The organism is Nitrospirillum guaranorum, assembly GCF_034653275.1.
Classification (GTDB): Bacteria; Pseudomonadota; Alphaproteobacteria; order Azospirillales; family Azospirillaceae; genus Nitrospirillum.
In genome coordinates this window covers 1,387,393-1,409,417 of record NZ_JAYEES010000003.1, presented here as the reverse complement: position 1 = coordinate 1,409,417, position 22,025 = coordinate 1,387,393, and the positions used below count along the sequence as shown (strand labels likewise).

The following is a 22,025-nucleotide window of genomic DNA, read 5'->3' as shown; positions in this document are numbered from 1 at the left end:
TCCTCAACCCCGAAAACGGTCAGCGCTTGCGCCGCTGCCCGGCCCGAACGGCGTAGCGCTCGGTGACGATCCAATCCAAACCCTGGTCATGCGCGTCGCAGGGCACCTTGTCCAGTTCCTGGTCGGCGAAGGCGATGCCCACCGCCTGGATGGCATGCTCGCGCCGCAACAGCGCCAGGGTACGGTCGTAGAAGCCGGCACCATAGCCCAGGCGCCGCCCCCGGCGGTCGAAGGCCAGCAAGGGCACCAGCACCACGTCGGGCACCACGACGCCGCCGCCGGGCACGGCCTCCTCCATCGGGGCCGGCACGCCCATCACGTCGGGCGACAGCAGCGTGCCGGGCAGCCAGCGGCGGAACAGCAGGGGTTGGCCCTTGGCCTGGCACACGGGCAGCGCCGCCTTCACCCCGGCCGCGACCACCCGGTGCATGAGCGGGCGGGGATCGATCTCATCCCCCACCGGCCAATAGAAGGCGATGGTGAGGCCCACGGGGGCCAAGCCGTCGGTGATGCGGGGCAGCGCGCCCAGGAAATTGTCGGCCAGCGCCTTGGAGGCCGCGGCGCGATCCAGCTCCAGCTCCGCGCGCACCCGGCGGGCCGAGACCCGCACCGCCTTCTTGGCGGCGCGCGCCGCCTCCTCCGTCAGCAGGGCCGCCGGGCCCGTGGCCGATGTAGCGGTACCAGGGACCGTGGAGGCGTCGTGGGTACGGGAGGGTGCGGCGGTCACGGGCGGATAAGGTCCCTCGAAGGACGGGCCCCGGCATCACGCGGGGCGGGAGGGGAGGAAAGGGTCTGGAAGGAGCCGCGACGGCCGATGGACAAGCGTATCCTCCACGGCCTGCCAAGGCAGGTGGGAGCCATATGTCCGACACCACGGCGTCGGCAGGGACAGCCCCCTAGAGGATTGGGTATCGGCCCTGGGGATAAAGCATCCTGTCGAACCGCGCAGCCCCGTTCCAGAAAGCTAATTTAGGAGCGATCAAGCCGCGCCGCAATGTCTTCGATGCGTTTGGCCAGGCTGTCGACCGCCGCGATGACGCTATCGTCCTCTGCGCGGGGCGCAGGGGTCGCCTCCGGCGCCGGGGCCGGCACGGGGCGGCGCGGCCCCCCCAGCTCGGCGCGCAGGTCGAAAATCTCGTCCGCCAGCATGAGGGCGGTCAGCACCAGCAGCTGTGTCTCGCTGCCGCCGGAGGCGTCATGCGCCACCTCGCGCAGGCGGGCGTCGACATAAGAGCCAAGCTCGCGCAGGCGCTGTTCCTGGCCATCGTCGCAGGCCAGGCCATAGGGGCGTCCATTCAGGATGATGTCCACGCGGGCCATCTTCTAATCAGTCCTCCAGCACCGCACGCAACTGGCCGATGGTCCGGTCCAGCCGCTCCGACAAGGCCGCGGTCGCGGCCTTGGCACCCTGCTCCCGCCCTTCCGCCGCCGCCAGCGCCCGCTCCAACTGGGCGATGCGGGCCTTGGCGGCCTCATCCACGTCACCGGCAACGGTCGCGGGCCGCGCCAGCCGTCGTTCGAGCGCCCCGTCCAACACAAGGACGGCGGCATCCAGACGTTCCAGCGCGGTCTTCAGTCGTTCCATGGGACGAGACGGGTCCGATAGCCAATGGAAAGGAGGTCGGATGCAAATAAGATGGATAAGCTCTGGCGTCGAATAAAGAAAGAAAGCGGTCGGGACCAGCGAAAAATCCATGCGGACAGGCGATTAGGCGACGGCGCGCGGGCGACCGGACCACGAATGGGGAAGCCCGGCGGGAAAGGCCCGCCGGATACAGGCGTTAACGCTGGCCGCGCCTGCAGTTTTCGGAGGGCCCCGGACCTTGACGCGGCAGGCGGTGGCGGTCATGGTGCCGCCCGCCCCTCGCGCCTGGACTGTGCGCGCACGACGCCCTGAACAGGGGCGGTACGGTGGCGCAACTCATCGGGAGCATGGGGCCCTGGATCGTGTCCCGGGAATGCCCTTCCCGTGGCGGCTTTCCTGGTCGAATCCGCCGGAACAGGCGCCCCACGGGCGGTCTTCCGGCCTTCTGAGCACAGCGCATCCGCTTGATGAAAGGCCCTCTGCCCATGTCGTCCCAGCCCGCAACCGGAGATGTCGTCGGGGGCGTTCCCCACAAGGATCTCGCCACCGCCATCCGCGTCCTGGCCATGGACGCCGTGGAAGCGGCCAAGTCGGGCCATCCCGGCATGCCCATGGGCATGGCCGATGTCGCCACCGTGCTGTTCACCCAGTTCCTGAAGTTCGATCCCAAGCGCCCCGACTGGGCCGACCGCGACCGCTTCGTGCTGTCGGCCGGCCACGGCTCCATGCTGATCTACGCGCTGCTCTACCTCACGGGGTATGAGGACATCGACCTGGAGCAGATCAAGAAGTTCCGCCAGCTGGGCGCCCGCACCGCCGGCCACCCCGAATACGGCATGGCCCGCGGCATCGAGATGACCACGGGTCCGCTGGGCCAGGGCATCGCCACCGCCGTGGGCATGGCCCTGGCGGAGCGTCACCTGAACGCCCGCTTCGGCGACGCCCTGGTGGACCACCACACCTATGTCATCGCCGGTGACGGCTGCCTGCAGGAAGGTGTCAGCCACGAGGCCGCCTCGCTGGCCGGCCACCTGGGCCTGGATCGTCTGATTGTCCTGTGGGACGACAACAGCATCTCCATCGACGGCCCCACCAACCTGTCTCTGTCCGAGGACGTGAAGGCCCGCTTCGTCGCCTATGGCTGGGACGTGCAGGCCGTGGATGGTCATGACCCGGCGGCCGTGGCCGCGGCCATCGCCCAGGCCAAGACCACCAGCACCCCGTCGCTGATCGCCTGCCGCACCACCATCGGCCTGGGCGCCCCGACCAAGGCCGGCAAGAACTCCAGCCACGGCTCGCCCCTGGGTGCCGCCGATATCGCCGGCGCCCGCGCCGCCTACGGCTGGGAGCATGGCCCGTTCGAGATCCCGGCCCCGATCCTGGACGCCTGGCGCCAGTACGGCGCCCGGGGCGCCGCCGCCGCCGGCGCCTGGGACCAGCGCCTGGCCGCCGCCGACAACAGCCTGGGCACCGCCTTCAAGGCCGCCCAGTCGGGTGACGCGCCGGCCGAGCTGGACGCCGTCATCACCGCCTTCAAGCGCGCCACGACGGAGGCCCGCCCCAGCGTGGCCACCCGCCAGGCCTCGGGCAACGTGCTGGACGCCATCTTCGACGTGGTGCCGGAGCTGATGAGCGGTTCCGCCGACCTGACCGGGTCCAACAACACCCGCACCAAGGGCGTCGTCAGCCTGCAGCGCGACAAGTACGAGGGCCGCTACATCCACTACGGCGTGCGTGAGCACGCCATGGCCGCCGCCATGAACGGCATGGCCCTGCACGGCGGCGTGATCCCGCTGAGCGGCACCTTCCTGTGCTTCGCCGACTACAGCCGCCCAGCCATCCGCCTGGGCGCGCTGATGAAGCAGCGCGTCGTGCATGTCATGACCCATGACAGCATCGGCCTGGGCGAGGACGGCCCCACCCACCAGCCGGTGGAGCACATGGCGGCATTGCGCGCCATCCCCAACCTGCTGGTCTTCCGCCCCGCCGACCAGGTGGAGACGGCGGAGTGCTGGCAGCTGGCGCTGCGGTCCAAGACCCGTCCATCGGTGCTGGCGCTGACCCGCCAGAACCTGGCCACCCTGCGGGTCGAGCACACGGACGAGAACCTGGCCGCCAAGGGCGCCTATGTCCTGCGCGAGGCTGAGACCAACGGGGAGACGGTTGCCGCGAAGGTGGTCCTGCTGGCCACCGGCTCGGAAGTGGAGATCGCCGTGCAGGCGCGCGACGTGCTGCAGGCCGAGGGCGTGCCCACCCGCGTCGTCTCCATGCCCAGCTGGGAGCTGTTCGTGGAGCAGGGCGAGGCCTACCAGGCCCAGGTGTTGGGCGGTGACGACGCGGTCCGCGTCGGCGTCGAAGCCATGGTCCGCATGGGCTGGGATCGCTGGATCGGCCCCAAGGGCGGTTTCGTCGGCATGCCGGGCTTTGGCGAGTCGGGCCCGTACAAGGAGCTGTACGCCCACTTCGGTATCACCGTCGACGGCGTGGTCGCGGCCGCCAAGGCCCGCCTCTGAGTGATACCGGCGGCATGAGGTATGACTCATGCCGCTTAGGCCGCGACTGCGGCCGCCGGAGCGAGCACCGCAGGGCGGAGCGAGGAAGCCAAGCCAGCGGATGCTGGCGCCCGGCACCTGAGGGCGGCATTTGAGCGGTCACGATCAAATGCCGTTAGTATTGAGTACCCAAGGCGGGGCCCCCGGAACCCAACCGGGAACCAATCCCGGGTCCCCGCTTTGACACGAGCGTCCGGATGAGACGTCCCACTATGGTAGGCCTGCCATGCAAGCCCCATAGCGCCTAAAACGATGGCGTGGCGTTTACCATCTTCAAGGTTTCAGCATAGCCGGCCCGATCCCACGGCCGGTTCAACGATGTCGGAGGAAGACACATGGCTGTTCGTGTTGCCATCAACGGGTTCGGGCGCATTGGCCGTCTGGTGCTGCGCGCCATTTACGAGAGCGGCCGCAAGGACGTCGAGGTGGTCGCCATCAACGACCTGGCCGACGCCAAGACCAACGCCCACCTGCTGAAGTACGACAGCGTGCACGGCCGCTTCCCCGGCACGGTCGAGGTGGTCGACGGCAACCTGGTGGTCAACGGCCACACGATCAAGGTCGTGCAGGAACGCGACCCGACCAAGCTGCCGTGGGGCGACCTGGACATCGATGTGGCCATGGAGTGCTCGGGCATCTTCACCTCGCGCGAAGGCGCCTCCAAGCATCTGACCGCCGGCGCCAAGAAGGTGCTGATCTCCGCCCCCGGCACGGATGAGGACATCACCGTCGTCTACGGCGTGAACCACGGCAAGCTGACGGCGGAGCACAAGATCGTCTCCAACGCCAGCTGCACCACCAACTGCCTGGCCCCGGTGGCCTACGTGCTGAACAATGCCATCGGCATCGAGCACGGCTTCATGACCACCATCCACAGCTACACCGGCGACCAGAACACGGTCGACACGATGCACAAGGACCTGCATCGCGCCCGCGCCGCCGCCCTGAACATCATCCCGACCTCCACCGGCGCCGCCAAGGCCGTGGGCAAGGTGCTGCCGGAGCTGAAGGGCAAGCTGGACGGCACCTCGCTGCGCGTCCCCACCCCCAACGTCTCGGTCGTGGACTTCAAGTTCGTGGCCAAGAAGGCCACCACGGTCGAGGAAGTCTCGGCCGCCATCAAGGCCGCCGCCGAGGGCCCGCTGAAGGGCATCCTGGGCGTCTACGCCGAGCCGCTGGTGTCCACCGACTTCAACCACGACCCGCACTCGTCCATCTTCGCGCTGAACGAGACCAAGGTCATCGACGGCACCTTCGTGCGCATCATGACCTGGTACGATAACGAGTGGGGCTTCTCCAACCGCATGAGCGACACGGCCGTCGCCCTGCACAAGGTTGGCTGATCCCGACCGGGATTGAGTAGGATGAAGGGCGCCACGGCCATGCCGCGGCGCCCTTTTCTTTCGGGATTTGAACCGTGGTGAGCCGCCCCATCCGCGTCCTGTGCCTGGATGACGCCCGCGCCGCGCTGACGGCGGCGGCGGGCGCCCCCGTGCGCCTGGTCAGCGCGCCGGATGCCGGCGGGGCGCTGGGCGCCGGCGGCTGGCGCGCCCTGCTGGATGCCATCGCGGCGGAGTTCCCGGAGGCCCCCCTGACGGCCGTGCTGGATTGCGGCGACGCCGCCGGCCACGCCCTGGCCGCCCTGGCGCTGGACATCCCCGACATCGCCTTTTCCGGCGACGAGGCCGCGGCCGCGCGCCTGGCCGACATCGCCCGGCCCCGGGGCGCACGCCTGCACCCGGCGGAAGCAACCGACGCCCTGGACCTACGGGGCCGGCGCGATCCGGTGGCGGCCAGCCGCGCGTGGCTGGCGGGACCCTAACACTCAGCTTTCAGAACCAGACGCTATTATTGTGGTTCCCCAATATTGAGCGAGTTCACGTTCTGTTAAGTGTCGCTCATTTAAACATGAAGACAGCAGCCCCAGTCCCCATATCAGCACGCGCCTAGTCATCAGCCTGGCGATTCACCCGCAATCGACCTATCCGGAAGGCTTGGCCGCGTGTACATCTAGCGACGTGGCGGATGATGTCGGGATTTAGGGAACCGTTGTGCGGCAATTACGACAAATCCTGATCATTCTCGCGGCGGCGCCCCTGATCCTTGCCACCGGCGCCGGCGCGGCACCGGCAGGGTGGGAACGGCTGCACGCCACCCTCTTCAGCAATGTCGGCCGGGAGTCCGGCCTGCCCCACCCCATCGCCATGGCCCTGGCGCAGGACAGCGACGGCTTCGTCTGGGTGGGCACCCAGGGTGGTCTGTCCCGCTACGACGGCTACCGCTTCCGCACCTTCCAGCACCAGGACGGCGTTGCCGGCAGCCTGCCGGGCAACGTCATCACCGCCCTGGTTCCCGCCGCCGCCGGCCGGCTGTGGGTATCCACCGCCACCGGCACCATCGCGCGCTACGATCCCGCCACCGGGCAGTTCCAGGAATTCCCGGAGCCGGCGGGCCTGCCCGCGCGCGGCGGCGTGCTGAGCATGGTCGGTGACGGCGGCGACGGCGTGTGGGCGGGCACCAACTCGGGGCTGGAACATGTGGACGCCGCCGGCACGGTGACGCGGGAGGCGCACCGCGACGGGGACGCCACCTCCGCCCCCGGCGACCGCATTCGCGCCCTGCTGCGCACCAATGACGGCAGCCTGTGGGTCAGCACCGTCACCGGCCTGATGCGCCGGGACCCCGGCGCCGCCGCCTTCACCCCCATCCCCCTGATGGACGCCCATGACCAGACGGTGACGGACGAGGTCGTCGCCCTGACCCAGGACAGCGCCGGACGGGTGTGGTTCGCCACCGTGCGCTCCGGCCTGGGCCGGGTCCTGCCCGTCTCCGCCTCTGCCTGGGGTCCCGCCCGCCTCGTGCCGGAGGCCAGCCCCCAAGCCCTGGGCGGTCCGCTGGTGTTCTGCCTGACCGAGGGGCGGCCGGGCGAAATCTGGGTGGGCCGGGTGGCTGGCGGCATCACCATCATCGATGCCGCCACCGGCGCGCTGCGTACCCTGCGCCATAATCCCCTGACCCCCACCAGCCTGGGGGACGACAGCGTCCACGCGTTGATGCGCGACCGCACGGGTTTGCTGTGGGCGGCCACCAACGTGGGCGTCAGCCGCACCGACCTGCGCGCCGACGCCGTCGACACTCTGCTGCCCGACTCAAGCGCGGGCGGCCTGCCCGATGCGAACGTCCTGGGTATCACCACCACCCCGGACGGCCGGGCCTGGATGGGCTTCAAGGATCACGGCGCCGCCCTGCTGGATCCGGCCGCCGGTGTGGTCACGCCGCTGCCCCACGTGGCCGACCTGCCCCCGGGTGGCGTGGTCAGCATCACCGGTGCGCCGGATGGCGGGGTCTGGCTGGGGGCCGGCACGGGGCGCGCCCTGTTCCGCCATGACCCCCGCACGGGCGAGCTGGTGCAGCACGCTTTTCCCGGCCAGGTGGTCAGCCCGATGATCTACGGCCTGCCGGAGGGCGACGTCCTTTGGTTCGCCGCCGGCCCCTTGGTGCGCTACACCCCCGCGACGGGCGAGGCCACGGTGTTCCGGCATAGCCCCGACGACCCGGCCTCGCTGGTCGATGACAGCGTCAACGTCATCCTGTCGGATGGCGCCGGCGGCCTGTGGGTGGGCACCCGGCGAGGCCTGGACCGCATGGATGGGGGCACCCGCGCCTTCAGCCATTATATGCATGACCCGGCCGATCCCCACTCCCTGCCAGCCGATCTGATCACCACCCTGATGACGGATCGCCATGGCCGGCTATGGCTGGGGACCCTGGGCGGTGGCATCGGCGTGCTGGAGCGGCCGGCGGGCCCGGACCATCCCCGGGGCGTCTTCCGGCGCCTGACCATGGCCGACGGCCTGCCCAACGACAACATCGGGACCCTTCTCATGGACGGCGGCGGCCGGGTGTGGGCCAGCACGGCCGACGGCCTGGCCGTCATCGATCCCGACACCTGGGCCACCCGGTCGTTGGGACGGGCCGACGGCGTCGCCATCCCCGCTTATTGGATTCATTCCGGCGCCACCCTGCCCGACGGCAGCCTGATCTTCGGTGGCGGCGGCGGCGCGACAGTGGTGCATCCTGACCGTTTCAAGCCGAGAACCGAGCGGCCCCCGGTGGTGGTCACCGCCGTGCGCGTCGCCGGCCGGGCCGTGCCAGTCGGCACCATGGCGGCGCCGGCGCCCATCCGTCTGGCCCCCGGCGACCGCAGCGTGGAGATCTCCTTCGCCGCCCTGGACTACGCGGCGCCGGAGGACATGCGCTATGCCTACACGCTGAGCGGCTTCGACGAGAATTGGACGGAAGCCGACGCCACCCAGCGCATGGCCGCCTATACCAACCTGCCGCCGGGCCGCTACAAGCTGCTGATCAAGGCGGGCGACCGGACGGGCGACTGGTCCACCCCCGTCGCGGTGTCCATCAAGGTGCAACCCGCCTGGTGGCAGACGCTGTGGGCCAAGCTGGCCGCCGCCGCGGTGGCGCTGGGCGGGGTCGTGGCCCTGGTGCAGATCCGCACCGCCTACCTGCGGCGCCGCCGCGCCGTGTTGGAGCAGCAGGTCGCCCGCCAGACCCGGGATCTGCTGGCCGCGAACGAGCGGCTGAAGGACTTGGCCAACCGCGACCCGCTGACGGAAATCCACAACCGCCGCCATTTCATGGAACTGGCGGAGGCGGCGCTGGCCCTGGCCCGGCCGATGGGCACGCCGGCCGCGCTGTTGATGATGGACATCGACCACTTCAAACAGGTGAACGACACGCTGGGCCACAGCGCGGGGGACGAGGTGCTGCTGGCCGTGGTGGCCCGCATCCGCGCCCTGCTGCGCAAGACCGACGTCTTCGCCCGGTTGGGCGGAGAGGAACTGGCCCTGTTCATGCCCGACGCGGACGAGGCGGCGGCCCTGGCCGTGGCGGAGCGTTTGCGCCAGGCCGTGGGTGGTGCGCCCTATGACATCGCGGGGGCGGGCGTCGTCGCCGTGACGGTCAGCATCGGCGTGGCCGCCGGCCCGCCCACCCTGCCGCTGAAAGAGCTGCTGGACCGGGCGGACCATGGCCTGTACGCCGCCAAGCGGGCCGGTCGCGACCGGGTGGCCGCCGGCAAGGCGAAGAACAAGGGGGCGGATGGCAACCCGCAATAACGCGGCGCGCGGCCCCAGGAAGATCACTAGTCGCCCGCCGCTTTTGGCGGAAATCTGCCATGATCTCGCCCCGACCCTGGGGCAGATTGCCAAGCACCCGATGCTGGGATATCAACCCGGCATCACGCGTACAATAAACACAAACACTCAAAACAGACTCGGGGATACCGTAACCATGAAGCTGACCCGCCGCGTTAAGGAAATCCTTTCCTGGTACGAGAGCGACAATCCCGGCACCAAGGCCAACCTGGCCCGCATCCTGATGGAAGGCCGCCTGGGCGGCACCGGCAAGATGGTCATCCTGCCCGTCGACCAGGGCTTTGAGCATGGCCCCGCGCGCAGCTTCGCGCCCAACCCGCCGGCCTACGACCCGCACTATCATTTCCAGCTGGCCATCGACGCCGGCCTGAACGCCTACGCCGCCCCCCTGGGCATGCTGGAGCAGGGTGCCGCCACCTTCGCGGGCGCCATCCCCACCATCCTGAAGATGAACAGCTCCAACAGCCTGTCGCGCGGCGGCGATGCGCCGGACCAGGCGGTGACCGCCACCGTGGCCGATGCCCTGCGCCTGGGCTGCTCCGCCATCGGCTTCACCATCTACCCCGGCTCCGACGCCATGTTCGACCAGTTCGAGGAGTTCCGCGAACTGTCCGCCGAGGCCAAGGCCTGCGGCCTGGCCACCGTGCTGTGGTCCTACCCGCGCGGCGGCGACCTGGACAAGGACGCCGAGCTGGCGATCGACATCAGCACCTATGCCGCCCACATGGCCGCACTGTTGGGCGCCCACATCATCAAGGTGAAGCTGGCCACCGACCATCTGGGCAACAAGGAGTCCAAGAAGGTCTACGAGGCCAAGGGCATAGCCCGGTCCACCCAGGCAGAGCGCGTGGCCGACGTCATGCGCTCCGCCTTCAACGGCAAGCGCCTGGTGGTCTTCTCCGGCGGGGCCGCCAAGGGCGAGGACGCGGTGTTCGATGACGCCCGCGCCATCCGTGACGGCGGCGGCAACGGTTCCATCATCGGCCGCAACAGCTTCCAGCGCAGCCGCGAGGACGCGTTGGCCTTGCTGGACCGGATCGTTCGCATCTACCAGGGCAAGGAATAAGTTTTTGAAGGCTGATTGCCGTCTATACCTGGTGACGCCGCCGGCCCTGGAGCCGGCGGCGTTCGCCGTTGAACTGGCCGCGGCCCTGGACGCGGGCGATGTCGCCTGCGTCCAGCTGCGCCTGAAGGATGTGGACGACGACACCGTGCGTCGCGCCATCGACGTGCTGCGTCCCGTGGCGCAAAGCCGCGAGGTGGCCTTCATCCTGAACGACCATCCCCGCCTGGCCCGCGAGACGGGCTGCGACGGCGTGCACGTCGGCCAGACCGACACGCCCTATCGCGAGGCGCGCAAGATCATGGGCGCCGAGGCCATCGTCGGCGTCACCTGCCACGACAGCCGTCACCTGGCCATGGTGGCGGGCGAGGACGGGGCGGACTACGTCGCCTTTGGCGCCTTCTTCCCCACCGGCACCAAGGAGACGGAGCACCGGGCCACGCCCGACCTGTTGACCTGGTGGCAGGAGATGATGGAAATCCCCTGCGTCGCCATCGGCGGCATCACGCCGGACAACTGCGGCGACCTGGTGCGCGCCGGCGCCGACTTCCTGGCCGTGGTCTCGGCCGTCTGGCATCACCCGGAAGGACCGGGCGCGGCGGTAAAGGCCTTCAACAAGGCCATCGCCGAAGCGTGAGAGCTGGGGGCGTGATGAACACCCGGCGCCTCACAGCGCCGGGATCACGTCCGTCTTGGAAAAGTCGTCGCCGACGAAGAGGAGAGGCAGATTGCGCTCCCACGCCAAGGCATAGGCGTAACAGTCGCCCATGTTCAGCCCCGCCGGGTGCACGCCTTTTCCCCAGCGATCATAGGCATCGGCAACACGGCGCGCTTCGTTCGCGCTGATCGGAACCACAGTCATCGCCTGGCGGCCGGCCAAAAGTTCCAAAAGATCCCCAAGCCCTTTACGCCGCGCGACGATCAACGCTTCCGCCAGAGTTCCAGCGCTGATGAACATTTGATCCGCACGCTCCAGGCACGCTTCGCATTCATCAGCCCGAGGACCATCCCGGACGATTTCGATCAACGCTGAACTATCCACCACGATGGATATCATCCGGGCAGGCCATCCTCATCATAGAGAAAATCCTGACTCCGGGCCGCGTCGAATGCCTCTCCGGTTGAACGGCGCCGAGCCTCTTTCAATATCTCGCGCAAGAAAGCGTTACGCCGCTCCTTTTCCACCCGCCACTCCGCTTCCGACAATTGGGCGGCGGTGTCAGCTTCTACCCGCGCGACATAGTCGGTAATCGCATCCGCAGCTAAAGCAGACTGCCCTCGCCGTGTCACGGTCGCAAGACGGCTCAAGCTCGCCGTGACATCGGAAGGAAGCTCGACAACCAGTGTCGCGTTACGCGCCATATCCGCCTCCTGTCGCCATCGTTGCCCATGAAGCAACTCCACTATACGCCCGCCCTGCCCCCAAGTCGAATCACCTCAGGGCAGGGCCACCGGCGCCCACAGCACGTCGTCGATGGCGGCGGCGTTGGTGGCCAGCATGACCAGGCGGTCGAAGCCCAGCGCGATGCCGGCGCAGTCGGGCAGGCCGAATTCCAGGGCCGCCAGGAAATCGGCGTCGATGGGGTAACGCTCGCCATACAGCGCCTGTTTCAAATCCATATCGGATTCGAAACGAGCCTTCTGCACGGCCGCATCCGTCAGCTCACCGAAGGCGTTGGCCAGCTCCACGCCGCAGGCGTACAGCTCAAACCGCTCCGCCACGCGGCCATCCTCCGGCTTGGGCCGCGACAGGGCGGCCATGGAGACGGGGTAGTCGGTCAGGAAGGTCGGGCGCCCCATGCCCAGGTGCGGCTCGATCCGATCCAGGCTGATGCGGAAGAACAGGTCCTCCCAGCTGTCGCCGGCATGGGCGTGGATGCCCACGGCCTCCGCCGCCTGGGCCAGCAAGGTCACGTCGGGCCGGGTGGGGTCGGGCGCCGTCGCCAGCAGGTCGATGCCGACATGGCGCTGGAACGCCTCCTGCACCGTCAGCACCTCCCACTCCGCCAGCGGATCACAGATGAGGTCACCCCGGCGCAGGATGTCGACACCGGCGGCCGCGCACAACGCCCGGGTCAGGCCGATGCAATCGTCCATCAGGTCGCGATACCCGGCACCCGCCCGGTACCACTCCAGCATGGTGAATTCCGGGCTGTGGGTGGGGGAGCGCTCGCCGTTCCTATAGACATGGGCCAGCTGGAAGATGCGCGGCAGTCCGGCCACCAGCAGCTTCTTCATGGTGAATTCCGGGCTGGTGTGCAGGCGCAGGGTCAGACGGTCGTCCGGGTGGCTACCCACCAGTTCGGTGGCGAAGGCCATCAGGTGCGGTTCCAGCCCCGGGGACACCTGCAGGGCCGGCGTCTCCACCTCTTCAAACCCGCCATCCTCGAACCAGCGGCGCAGCGCGCGGGCCATGGCGCCGCGCGCCTTCAGGTTGGCGGCGCGCCGGGCCATGCGGTCGGGGTGCCACCAGGGCTGGATGGGGGTCTTCATGGCTGGTGGTCCTTCCACGACAAGCGATATGCTGGGCGGCATACCGTTCCAACCTGCCGCTGTCGAGTCCCGTGGCCAAACCCACCCCCGCCAAATCGCTCCCTGCCAAATCCAAGGCCCCGCCCCCGGTGAAGCCCGCGCCCCAGCCGGAACCCAAGGCGACAGGCGCGGCGCCCAACGTCACCCTGCGCTGGGACGGCGCCCGCATCAGCGAATGGAACGCCCTGTTGCGACGGGTGCCGCGCAGCAGCCTGACGCAGTGCTTCGGCTACGCCACCGCCATGATGACGGTAGAGGGATGGAAGCCGCGCCTGGGCATCTTCGAGCGGGACGGCCAACCCATCGGCCTGGTGCTGGTGCTGGAGAAACGCCTGGTCCGCGCCGTGCGCGTCGCCAAGGTCCACAGGGGTCCCCTGCTGGTACCGGAGGCGCAGGACTGGGGCACCGTGGGTGTGGCCTACCGCCTGTTGCGCCAGGCCTATCCCACCGGCCTGCTGCGCTGGCCCAGCGTCATCGCTGAGCTGCCGGCCGGCCCCTTGGCCACGACGGCCCTGAAATGGGCGGGTTGGCGCCATCAGCCCGGACCCGGCTACCGCACCGTCTGGCTGGACCTGACGCATGACGAGGCGACCTTGCGCGCGCGGCTGGACCCCAAGTGGCGCAACAAGCTGCGCCAGGGCGAGAAGTCGGGCCTGGTGGTGGAGGTGGACCGCGACGGCGCCACCCTGCCCTGGCTGCTGGAAAAGCATGAGGCGGACCGCAAGGAGCGCAAGTACCGCGCCGCCGGCACCAAGCTGCTGACCCGCCTGCGCACCGCCATGCACAAGGACGGCGACGTGCTGGTCCTGCGCGCCCTGTTGGATGGTGAGCCTGTGGCCGGCATGCTGATCCTCGGCCACGGCGTGGCCGCGACCTACCAGGTGGGATGGAGCGGCCCGGACGGCCGCCGCACCCGCGCCCACCACCTGCTGCTGTGGCGCGCCTGTCTGGAGCTGAAGGCCCAAGGCCGCGTCGCCTTCGACCTGGGCGGCCTGACACCGGATGTGGAGGGCATCAACACCTTCAAGCGCGGCCTGGGCGGGGAAGAGGTGGAACTGGCCGGCGTGTGGAACTAGCTTTTCGCCGCCCCTCAACCGCCAGGCGCGGCCCCCCTCACCGCTGGTCCAGCTTCAGCTCGATGCGGCGGTTGCGGGCGCGAACGTCGGGGGTGTCGCCCGGCTCCAGCGGCTGGAACTCACCGAAGCCGGTGGAGGCCAGGCGTTCCGGCGCCACGCCCTGCTGGATGAGGAACTTCACCACCGCGGTGGCGCGGGCCGACGACAGTTCCCAGTTGCTGGCGAAGGCGGGGGTGTGGATGGGCACGGCGTCGGTGTGACCATCCACCCGCAGGATCCAGTTCAGGTCCTTGGGGAACTTCTTGGAGATGTCCAGCAAGGTCTTGGCCAGGCTGGCCAGCTGCTTGCGGCCCCGGTCGCCCAGTTCGGCGCTGCCGCTGTCGAACAGCACCTCGGACTGGAAGACGAAGCGGTCGCCCACGATGCGGATGTCCGGCCGGTCGCCCAGCACCTCGCGCAGTTTGCCGAAGAACTCGGAGCGGTAGCGGGCCAGTTCCGCGACCTTGCCGGCCAGGGCGGCATTCAGGCGCTTGCCCAGATCCACGATCTGGACCTGCTGTTCCTTGTCCTTCTGCTCAGACGCCGCCAGCGCGGCGTTCAGCTGCGCCAATTGCTGGCGCAGCGCCGCCAGCTGCTGGTTCAAGAGGTCGACCTGGGCCTTGGCCTGGGCGCTGACGGTCTTCTCGTTGTCCAGCTCCGCCTGCTTGGCGCCGGCGGCATCGGTCAGGGCCTGCACCTGGGCCGCCAGGTCGTCCTTGGCCTTGCCCGCCGCGTCCAGGTCCGCCTGCAGCTGCGTGTTCTTGGCCAGGGAGGCCTGCAGCTGCTCCGTCAGCGCCGCCATGTCCGCGGCCAGCTTGGCCTTGTCCGCCTGTTCCATGGCCAGCTGGTCGGCCAGCAGCGCGATGCGGCTGTTCAGCTGGGCCAGCGCCTCGTCCTTGCCGTGCAGCAGGGACGTGAGCGCGAACTGCGACAGCACGAACACCATCAGCAGGAAGACGATGACCATGACCAGGGAGGACAGCGCATCCACCCAACCAGGCCAGATGTCGAGATGGCGACGCGAGGCCCGCCGGCCGATGCCCGCCATGGCTTAGCGCTCCGCCCCTTCGCCCAGCGCCGCGATGGTGCGGGTCAGAATCTTGATCTCGGTACGGATTTCCTGGGTGGATTGGACGCGGCCGGTGGCCACCTCCTCCACCAGGCGGGCCAGATATAGGTCCAGGTTGCGCAGGTGGGCGCGGCTGGCATCGTCCAGGCCGCCACCGCCCAGGCTCCCCGCCTGTCCCAGCTGGTCGGCCAGGCGCTGCAGCACGGGCCGCATCTCCATCTGGCCTTCCGCCAGGCGCACCATCAGCTGCTGTTCCGCCTTCATCTGGTCCGACAGGGTGGCCAGCCGTTCCGCCAACGCCACCAGGTGGTTGTTGGCGGAACGGCGGTTATCCTCCCCCTGCGCCATCGTGTATTGCAGCTTCTCGATGTTCTCGGCGGTGGTCTCCAGCAGCGCCTGGATATAAGCCGGCACGGGCTGATCGCCCACCTCCACCATGCCGCCGCCACCGATGCGGGTGGACCCCGCCAGCCAATCCTCCAGATCCATGTAGAAGCGATTCTGCGCCTGCCCGGCCTGCAGCTCCAGGAAGCCCAGCACCAGGGACCCGGCCAGGCCGAACAGGCTGGCGCTGAAGGCCGTGCCCATGCCGGCCAAGGGCGCCGCCAGGCCTTGCTGCAACTCGGAGAAGATGGCGACCGCGTCGCCGTTGCCCATCTTGAGGCCGGAGATGACGCCGCCGATGGTGGAGACGGTCTGTAGCAGGCCCCAGAAGGTGCCCAGCAGGCCCAGGAAGATCATGAGCCCGATCAGATAGCGGCTGATCTCCCGGCTTTCGTCCAGGCGGGCGCTGACGCCGTCCAGCAGGGACCGGGTGGCGATGGCCGACAGGGTCAGGCGGCTGCCGTTCATGCCCGCCGTGCCGCCCCGGCCGCGATCCCCCAGCATGTGCGCCATGGGGGCCAGCAACCGCGGCTGGGTGGAGGTGGCGCCGCCGCTGCGGAAGGTCTCCAGCCACTCCACCTCCGGCCGCAGCATCAGGGCCTGGCGGAAAATGTAAAGGATGCCGATGGCCAGCGCGCCCAGGATCAGGCCGTTCAAGGCCGGGTTGGCCATGAAGAACCGTTCCACCTGTGGGTAGAGCACCCCCATCACCGCGGCGATGGCCGCCAGGAACACACACATGCGGAAAAGATAGGGGGTGGGGCGCGACACGTTTTTTCCTTTATCGCTATCGCGGCTTACCCGGGCGGCTGCCACCGTCCCGGACCGCTTGGGGAATGCTCAGTGGATGAAGGTCAGCTCCACCCGGTCGAAGGCTTCCGCCGGCAGGTCCGATCCCCTGTTGGCGCCCCGCACGGCGTTCTTGTCGTCCTGGTCGCCGTTGACGGACCCCATGGCGTAGATCACCAGGCGTTCCTTGGCCACGCCCAGGGCCATCAAGCGGTCCCGCACCGCCATGGCCCGGAATAGGGACAGGCGCCGGGCGGCGGCCTCCCTGTCCAGGGCCGGCAGGGGTGCGAATCCCCGAATCTCCAGCCGGCGGTTGGGGTCCTGCCCCAGGCGTCCGGCGATGGCCACCAGGGCCGCTTCCTGCTTCTTGTCGAGGGTGGAGGAGCCGGCGGCGAACGGCACCGTCTGGTGGTCGGCCTGGGTGGCGGGCGTGCCCTTTTCCACATGGGTGGCGCCGCGCGGGCGGATGTCCGTGGTGACGGGAGGGGCGGCCCCCTCCGGCTCCGCCGCGTGGCCGGGGATGGGGGTGGCCTCAGGCTTGGTCAAGGGCTTGGGCATGTCCGGCACCGGCACCACCCTGGGCGTGGGCGCCGCCGGCGCCCGGCCGACGGTGGGCACCCCCAGCTCGCCGGAGGCGGGCGGCGTGGTCGCCTTGCCCGACTGGCTGTCCGTGGATTGGCCGGGCACGGCCGGCGCCGGCGGCGGCTTGGCCGCCTTCTGCTTGGTCGCCTTGGGCTTGGCGGACGGCTTCGGAGCGTCCTGCTGGGTCCCAGGCTGGGGAACCACGGACGGGGTGGCGTCGCTTTGGGGCGCGGTGGTTTGGGCGCCGACCGGCATCGCCAGCACTGTCACGGCCATAGCAACCACAACGGGTAAGGAATACATCTGGAAACGACGCATGCGGGTGACGACTTTCAGCAGGCTGACTAGACCTTGGAAATGTGGCCGATCCATGTTCGGCGCAACCTTTTTATCACCCCTTGGTCCCGTATGCGCTGTTTCGCAACCCTGCCCATACCCGTTCCCCGCCATGCCAAACGAGGCTTGACGGGGGCGCTCAATTTAGAATAGTTCTAAATTATCGATTAACGCTGACGCCTATCCTGAAGGCCAGCCCACGCCGGACCCCCGGCCAGGAGCCCACCCCATGCTGCCCCAGTCGCAGACCGCCGCCGCTTCCGCCCATGCCTTCTCCTTCCAGCGCCTGGGCGGCAAGGGCGCCGTCCCGCTGGCCGCCTACGCCGGCCAGCCGGTGCTGGTGGTCAACACCGCCAGCAACTGCCGCTTCACCAACCAGTATGAGGATCTGCAGGCCCTACACGCCAAGTACGGCCCCCGCGGCCTGGTGGTGCTGGGCGTGCCGTCCAATGATTTCGGTAAGCAAGAGCCGGGCTCGGCCTCCGAAATCGGCGCCTTCTGCCAGCGCAACTACGGCGTGGAATTCACCATGGCCGACAAGGAAGTGGTGGTCGGCACCGAGGCGCACCCCTTCTTCAACTGGCTGGTCGACGTGGCCGGCGAGGACGCCGCCCCCCGCTGGAACTTCCACAAGTATCTGCTGGGCAAGGACGGCCGCCTGGTGCGCTACTGGTCCTCGGTCTTCCGTCCGTCCAACGAGGCCATCATCCAGGCCGTGGAGGCGCAGCTGGCTTAAACGCCGGCGCTGCTTGATCAGAACGCCCCCGGCGCCAGCGGCCCGGGGGCGTTTCCTTTTCAGAAGCGGTAGCCCACCGTCGCGAAGGCGCGGGCGCTGGTGGCGTCGTAGGTGATGGGGCTGTCGGCGGCGTCGCCCAACAGGCGCTTCACCGACACGTCGCCCGTGACGAACCAGTGTTCATTGAAGCGGTACAGCGCGCCGACGCCGGCGCTGACGTCCTTGAAGCCGGAGCCCGCGCTGTAGGCCGCGAAGCGGGAATGGGCGGCCTGCACCGGCGTGACGCCGAAGTAGGTTTGCATGTAATTGTCGTTGGCCCAGGTGGTGCCCACGTGCGGCGTCAGGATCAGATGGTCGGCCAGCTTGAACGGCAGGCCCGCACCGGCCGTCAGCACCACGCCGTCATTCTGGTCGCCCGTGTACTTGGTGACGGAAGCGTCCAGGCTGATGCGGCCCAGCTGATAGGCGCCGAAGAGCTTGACGCCCAGCGACGTGTCGATGTCGCCCAGGCCCCTGAGACGGTCGTCGCCGTTGCTGAAAAGGCTGTTGGTATTGCTGTCATTCCGGCCGGGATCGAAGGTCAGGGCGGCACCGACACGCACATTGCCCTGGTGCCAATAGGCGCTGAGCCCCTCCGGCCCCAGGGCCAGCATGTCGTCATAGCGGATGGTGACCAGCGGCAGCGGTGCCGCCCGGTAGCGGTCGCTGCCCTCGTAGGTCGGGCGCACGGCGACGCCGCCGCCGACAGTGATGTCCCAGACCGGCGGCTGCCGGGTCTGGGAAGTGACCGAATCATCGGCCAGGGCCTGGCCGGCGGAAAGGGCGGCGCCGGCCAGCAGCGCGGCGCCAAAAGCGGAAACGGATGTGCGGGAAAGCATGGGGCGCGTGGCCTCTCGGCTTTGGGGAAACGACGCCCGGCGGCCAGGCCCCAACCCATCGGCCCCGGAACGAGGCTGGACCCTAAGCCCCGATTTTTGATGGCTGATGTCGCCTTTGCTGCCGGATGGGCACAATATGTCCAGCCTGAAACAATCGCCTGGGACAACCGACACAAAGGGCGGCGGCCGCGCGTGCTAGCATGCCGCCCCATGACGCCACCGCCCGCCCCACTGTCCGCCCCTGCCCAGCAGCCGACCCTGCTGATCGTCGATGACGACGAGGACATCCTGTCCCTGCTGACGCTGTTCTTCCAACGGCACGGCTATGCCGTGCGGGTGGCGGAGGATGGCGTGGGCATGCGGGCGGCCCTGGCGGCGGGCCCCGTCGACTTGGTGATCCTGGACGTCATGCTGCGCGGGGAGGACGGGTTCAGCCTCTGCCGCACCTTGCGCGCGGCGTCGCGCGTGCCGGTCATCATGCTGACCGCCATGGCCGACCACACCGACCGCGTCGTGGGGCTGGAGATCGGCGCCGATGACTACCTGACCAAGCCCTTCGACGCGCGTGAACTGCTGGCCCGGGTCAAGGCCGTGCTGCGCCGGACGGGCGAGGCCGCCGGCCGGCCGGCGGAAACCCGGCCCTGCCTCAGCTTCGCCGGCTGGCGGCTGGACGTGGCGCGGCGGGAACTGCGGTCGGAGGATGGCACCCTGGTGCTGCTGTCGGGCGGGGAGTTCGACCTGCTGCTGGCCTTCGTGGAGCATCCCCAGCGCGTGCTGACCCGCGACCAGCTGCTGGACCTGGCGCGCGGCCTGAGCCACGCGGCTTACGATCGCAGCATCGACGTCCAGGTCAGCCGCCTGCGCCACAAGCTGGAGGATGATCCCAAGAGTCCGGCGCTGATCCGCACCGTGCGCAACGGCGGCTATATCTTCACGCCCGAGGTCCGCCGCCAATGATACCGCGCCGGTGCGTACCGACCTGGTCCCAGGACACCATCGCGCGGCGATTCGCCCTGACCATCATGGCGGCCGTGACGGTGGCCGCCATCCTGAGCGCCCTGGTCGTCAGCCTGGCCGGCGCGTGGCTGGCGACACCGGCCAACGACGCCGGCCTGGTGCAGGTCGTGGCCAGCGTCACCCACGCCATCGAGGCCGCCCCGCCGCCCTTGCGACCCTCATTGGCCACCGCCGCCAGCGCGCGGCTCTACAGCATTGAATGGCACCCGGCCGATGATCCCATAGCGGCGCTGCTTCGCCAGGAGAGCAGCTTGGGTGACTTCCATCCGTTGGAGGGCGGGTGGCAGAGCCTCTTCCAAGCCACCGGGACCGACCCGGCAGCGGCGTTGCTGTGGCACGACCTTTCATCCGGCTCACATGCCCAGTTCCCAGCCCGCTTCCCAGACAAGTTCCTGGCTGTGCGGCTGAAGGACGACAGCTGGCTGATCTACCTTCCCCTGGGCCGCAGCCGCGAAGCCATCCGCGCCTTCCGCATCGGCATCGCGCTGATCCTGCTGCTGCTGTCGGCCGCCGCGGTGTCGCTGATCGCCGCGCGGCAACTGTCCCGCCCCATCGAGCGCATCGCCGATGCCGCCCGGCACTTCGGCACCAATCCCAAGGCCCCGCCCATCGCCGAGTCTGGCCCGCGCGAACTGCGCGGCGTCATCCGCGCCTTCAACGCCATGCAGGGGCAAATCCAGAAGTTCGTGGGCTATCGCACCGCCATGCTGGCCGCCATCTCCCACGACCTGCGCACGCCGCTGACCCGCATGCGCCTGCGGGGCGAGTTCGTGGAGGACGCGGACCAGCAGGCACGGCTGTTCCGCGACGTGGACGAGATGCAGGCCATGGTCGATGGTGCCCTGGCCTTTTTCCGCGACGACGCGGATGAGGAGGCGGTGACAGCCTTCGACCTGGGCGGCTTGCTGACCACCATCGCCGACGAATATGCCGACCAGGGCGTGGCCGTCGCCTACGGGGGGCCTAGCCATGCCGTCTATCGCGGCCGGCCCTTCGCGCTGAAACGGGCCGTCACCAACCTGATCGAGAACGCGGTGAAGCACGCCACCCCCCCGGCGGTGACGCTGGAGCAGCTGCCGGGAACGGTGGCCATCGTCGTGCGGGATGATGGCCCCGGTATTCCGGAGGACGCGCTGGAGCAGGTGTTCAGCCCCTTTTTCCGCCTGGACCGGTCGCGCAACCGGGTGTCCGGCGGCGTGGGCCTGGGCCTGACGGCGGCGCTGGCCATCGTGCGCGGCCACGGTGGCGACATCGTCCTGAGCAACCGGTCCCCAGGCGGGCTGGAGGCGCGGGTGACGTTGCCGACCGGCTGAAATGACAAACGGCCCGGACGCTGATGTCCGGGCCGTTTGCGGGAACCAGGCAATAACCGTGGCTGTCAGCCGGCGGCCTTCTTCTTGCCGGCGTTGCGCAGCAGGGTGCCCAACGGCAGGTGCAGGTGGGAATTGGCGGCCAGCACGCTGGCGCCGCTCTGCGGCACCTTGCCGCCACCGATCTCGGTGGCGAAGCCGCCGGCCTCGGTCACCATCAGCAGGCCCGCGGCCACGTCCCAGGGCTTCAGGTTGGTCTCGAAGAAGCCGTCGAAGCGGCCGGCGGCGACATAGGCCAGGTCCAGGGCGGCGGCGCCCAGGCGGCGGATGCCGGCCACCTCGCCCATCACCGCCTGCAGCTGCGGCAGGTAGGCGGCATGGTCGCCATGGCCCTTGAAGGGAATGCCGGTGGCGATCAGCGCGTCGGGCAGGTTGCGGCGGGCGGAGACGCGCAGGCGGGTGTGGTTGAGGAAGGCGCCGGCCCCCTTCTCCGTCCAGAACATCTCGTCATGCACCGGCTCATACACCACGCCGGCGACGATCTCGCCGTCCTTCTCCAGCGCGATGGTGATGGCCCAGTGCGGCAGGCCATGCAGGAAATTGGTGGTGCCGTCCAACGGATCGACGATCCAGCGGTGCGACGGGTCGCTGCCGGCCACGCTGCCCGTTTCCTCCAGCAGGAAGCCGAAGCTGGGGCGGGCCTTGGACAGTTCCTCGCGGATGATGTTTTCCGACTTGCGGTCGGCGGCGGACACGAAGTCCGCCGGGCCCTTGCGGGAAACCTGCAGCTGCTCCACCTCACCGAAGTCGCGCACCAGGGCGCGGCCCGCCTTCTCGGCGGCTTTGGTCATGACGTTGAGGATGGCGGAACGGGCGGCCATGGGGTGTCCCCTTTGATCTCATCAC

At 69.1% G+C, this 22,025-nt stretch carries 21 protein-coding genes and 1 other RNA gene; 10 read left to right on the top strand and 12 right to left on the bottom strand.

Going from position 1 to position 22,025, the window contains the following annotated elements; translation table 11 throughout:
* Positions 1-19 precede the first annotated feature (19 nt).
* The 4 genes from UAJ10_RS15430 to UAJ10_RS15415 all read right to left on the bottom strand — a co-directional run bounded on the left by UAJ10_RS15430 (position 20) and on the right by UAJ10_RS15415 (position 1,585).
* Entirely contained in the window at positions 20-727 is a 708-nt protein-coding gene (locus UAJ10_RS15430) for a 5-formyltetrahydrofolate cyclo-ligase (RefSeq protein ID WP_322916150.1), read from the bottom strand.
* Between the two features lie 68 nt (positions 728-795).
* Positions 796-955, bottom strand: a non-coding RNA gene (gene ssrS / locus UAJ10_RS15425) — 6S RNA.
* A 14-nt stretch (positions 956-969) separates the two neighbouring features.
* Positions 970-1,320, bottom strand: a complete 351-nt coding sequence (locus tag UAJ10_RS15420; protein WP_004273341.1) for a cell division protein ZapA — start codon at positions 1,318-1,320, stop codon at positions 970-972.
* Positions 1,321-1,327: 7 nt separating this feature from the next.
* On the bottom strand, positions 1,328-1,585 hold the full coding sequence (locus UAJ10_RS15415) for a hypothetical protein (RefSeq protein WP_322916149.1): 258 nt from the start codon (positions 1,583-1,585) through the stop codon (positions 1,328-1,330).
* A gap of 485 nt (positions 1,586-2,070) precedes the next feature.
* Here UAJ10_RS15415 and tkt point away from each other — a divergent pair, with 485 nt between their 5' ends.
* The 6 genes from tkt to thiE all read left to right on the top strand — a co-directional run bounded on the left by tkt (position 2,071) and on the right by thiE (position 11,008).
* On the top strand, positions 2,071-4,098 hold the full coding sequence (gene tkt / locus UAJ10_RS15410; RefSeq protein WP_322916148.1) for a transketolase: 2,028 nt from the start codon (positions 2,071-2,073) through the stop codon (positions 4,096-4,098).
* Positions 4,099-4,472: 374 nt separating this feature from the next.
* The gene (gap, locus tag UAJ10_RS15405; RefSeq protein WP_322916147.1) at positions 4,473-5,480 is read left to right on the top strand and encodes a type I glyceraldehyde-3-phosphate dehydrogenase; all 1,008 of its coding nucleotides are present in this window, start codon (positions 4,473-4,475) and stop codon (positions 5,478-5,480) included.
* 77 nt (positions 5,481-5,557) lie between these two features.
* Positions 5,558-5,959, top strand: a complete 402-nt coding sequence (locus UAJ10_RS15400; protein WP_322916146.1) for a hypothetical protein — start codon at positions 5,558-5,560, stop codon at positions 5,957-5,959.
* 229 nt (positions 5,960-6,188) lie between these two features.
* A complete protein-coding gene (locus UAJ10_RS15395) occupies positions 6,189-9,269 on the top strand; it encodes a ligand-binding sensor domain-containing diguanylate cyclase (protein WP_322916145.1) in 3,081 nt (1,026 codons plus the stop codon).
* A 175-nt stretch (positions 9,270-9,444) separates the two neighbouring features.
* A complete protein-coding gene (locus tag UAJ10_RS15390; protein WP_004271867.1) occupies positions 9,445-10,374 on the top strand; it encodes a class I fructose-bisphosphate aldolase in 930 nt (309 codons plus the stop codon).
* A gap of 4 nt (positions 10,375-10,378) precedes the next feature.
* Complete coding sequence (thiE, locus tag UAJ10_RS15385; protein WP_322916144.1) at positions 10,379-11,008, top strand: thiamine phosphate synthase; 630 nt, start codon at positions 10,379-10,381, stop codon at positions 11,006-11,008.
* Between the two features lie 30 nt (positions 11,009-11,038).
* Here thiE and UAJ10_RS15380 read toward each other — a convergent pair whose 3' ends face one another.
* The 3 genes from UAJ10_RS15380 to epmA all read right to left on the bottom strand — a co-directional run bounded on the left by UAJ10_RS15380 (position 11,039) and on the right by epmA (position 12,864).
* On the bottom strand, positions 11,039-11,428 hold the full coding sequence (locus UAJ10_RS15380) for a type II toxin-antitoxin system VapC family toxin (RefSeq protein WP_322916143.1): 390 nt from the start codon (positions 11,426-11,428) through the stop codon (positions 11,039-11,041).
* Positions 11,425-11,733: a hypothetical protein gene (locus UAJ10_RS15375; RefSeq protein WP_322916142.1), complete on the bottom strand. Its 309-nt coding sequence runs from the start codon at positions 11,731-11,733 to the stop codon at positions 11,425-11,427. Before UAJ10_RS15375 ends, UAJ10_RS15380 begins: the two co-directional genes overlap by 4 nt.
* A gap of 75 nt (positions 11,734-11,808) precedes the next feature.
* Complete coding sequence (epmA, locus tag UAJ10_RS15370) at positions 11,809-12,864, bottom strand: EF-P lysine aminoacylase EpmA (protein WP_322916141.1); 1,056 nt, start codon at positions 12,862-12,864, stop codon at positions 11,809-11,811.
* 128 nt (positions 12,865-12,992) lie between these two features.
* Here epmA and UAJ10_RS15365 point away from each other — a divergent pair, with 128 nt between their 5' ends.
* Positions 12,993-13,979: a lipid II:glycine glycyltransferase FemX gene (locus UAJ10_RS15365; protein WP_322916140.1), complete on the top strand. Its 987-nt coding sequence runs from the start codon at positions 12,993-12,995 to the stop codon at positions 13,977-13,979.
* Between the two features lie 37 nt (positions 13,980-14,016).
* Here UAJ10_RS15365 and UAJ10_RS15360 read toward each other — a convergent pair whose 3' ends face one another.
* From UAJ10_RS15360 to UAJ10_RS15350, 3 genes are all read right to left on the bottom strand, one after another.
* Positions 14,017-15,066: a peptidoglycan -binding protein gene (locus UAJ10_RS15360; RefSeq protein WP_322916139.1), complete on the bottom strand. Its 1,050-nt coding sequence runs from the start codon at positions 15,064-15,066 to the stop codon at positions 14,017-14,019.
* 3 nt (positions 15,067-15,069) lie between these two features.
* Positions 15,070-16,242 (bottom strand): flagellar motor protein MotA, encoded by a 1,173-nt coding sequence (locus tag UAJ10_RS15355; protein ID WP_322916138.1) that lies wholly within the window; start codon positions 16,240-16,242, stop codon positions 15,070-15,072.
* 69 nt (positions 16,243-16,311) lie between these two features.
* The gene (locus UAJ10_RS15350) at positions 16,312-17,112 is read right to left on the bottom strand and encodes an OmpA family protein (protein ID WP_322916137.1); all 801 of its coding nucleotides are present in this window, start codon (positions 17,110-17,112) and stop codon (positions 16,312-16,314) included.
* A 295-nt stretch (positions 17,113-17,407) separates the two neighbouring features.
* Here UAJ10_RS15350 and UAJ10_RS15345 point away from each other — a divergent pair, with 295 nt between their 5' ends.
* A complete protein-coding gene (locus UAJ10_RS15345) occupies positions 17,408-17,914 on the top strand; it encodes a glutathione peroxidase (protein WP_322916136.1) in 507 nt (168 codons plus the stop codon).
* Between the two features lie 59 nt (positions 17,915-17,973).
* Here the strand turns inward: UAJ10_RS15345 and UAJ10_RS15340 are convergent, their stop codons facing one another.
* The gene (locus UAJ10_RS15340; RefSeq protein WP_322916135.1) at positions 17,974-18,792 is read right to left on the bottom strand and encodes a MipA/OmpV family protein; all 819 of its coding nucleotides are present in this window, start codon (positions 18,790-18,792) and stop codon (positions 17,974-17,976) included.
* 210 nt (positions 18,793-19,002) lie between these two features.
* Between UAJ10_RS15340 and UAJ10_RS15335 the strand changes: the two genes are divergently transcribed.
* On the top strand, positions 19,003-19,749 hold the full coding sequence (locus UAJ10_RS15335) for a response regulator (protein ID WP_322916134.1): 747 nt from the start codon (positions 19,003-19,005) through the stop codon (positions 19,747-19,749).
* Entirely contained in the window at positions 19,746-21,122 is a 1,377-nt protein-coding gene (locus tag UAJ10_RS15330; RefSeq protein WP_322916133.1) for an ATP-binding protein, read from the top strand. Before UAJ10_RS15335 ends, UAJ10_RS15330 begins: the two co-directional genes overlap by 4 nt.
* 65 nt (positions 21,123-21,187) lie before the next feature.
* Here UAJ10_RS15330 and UAJ10_RS15325 read toward each other — a convergent pair whose 3' ends face one another.
* Positions 21,188-22,000, bottom strand: a complete 813-nt coding sequence (locus tag UAJ10_RS15325) for an inositol monophosphatase family protein (RefSeq protein ID WP_322916132.1) — start codon at positions 21,998-22,000, stop codon at positions 21,188-21,190.
* Positions 22,001-22,025 lie beyond the last annotated feature (25 nt).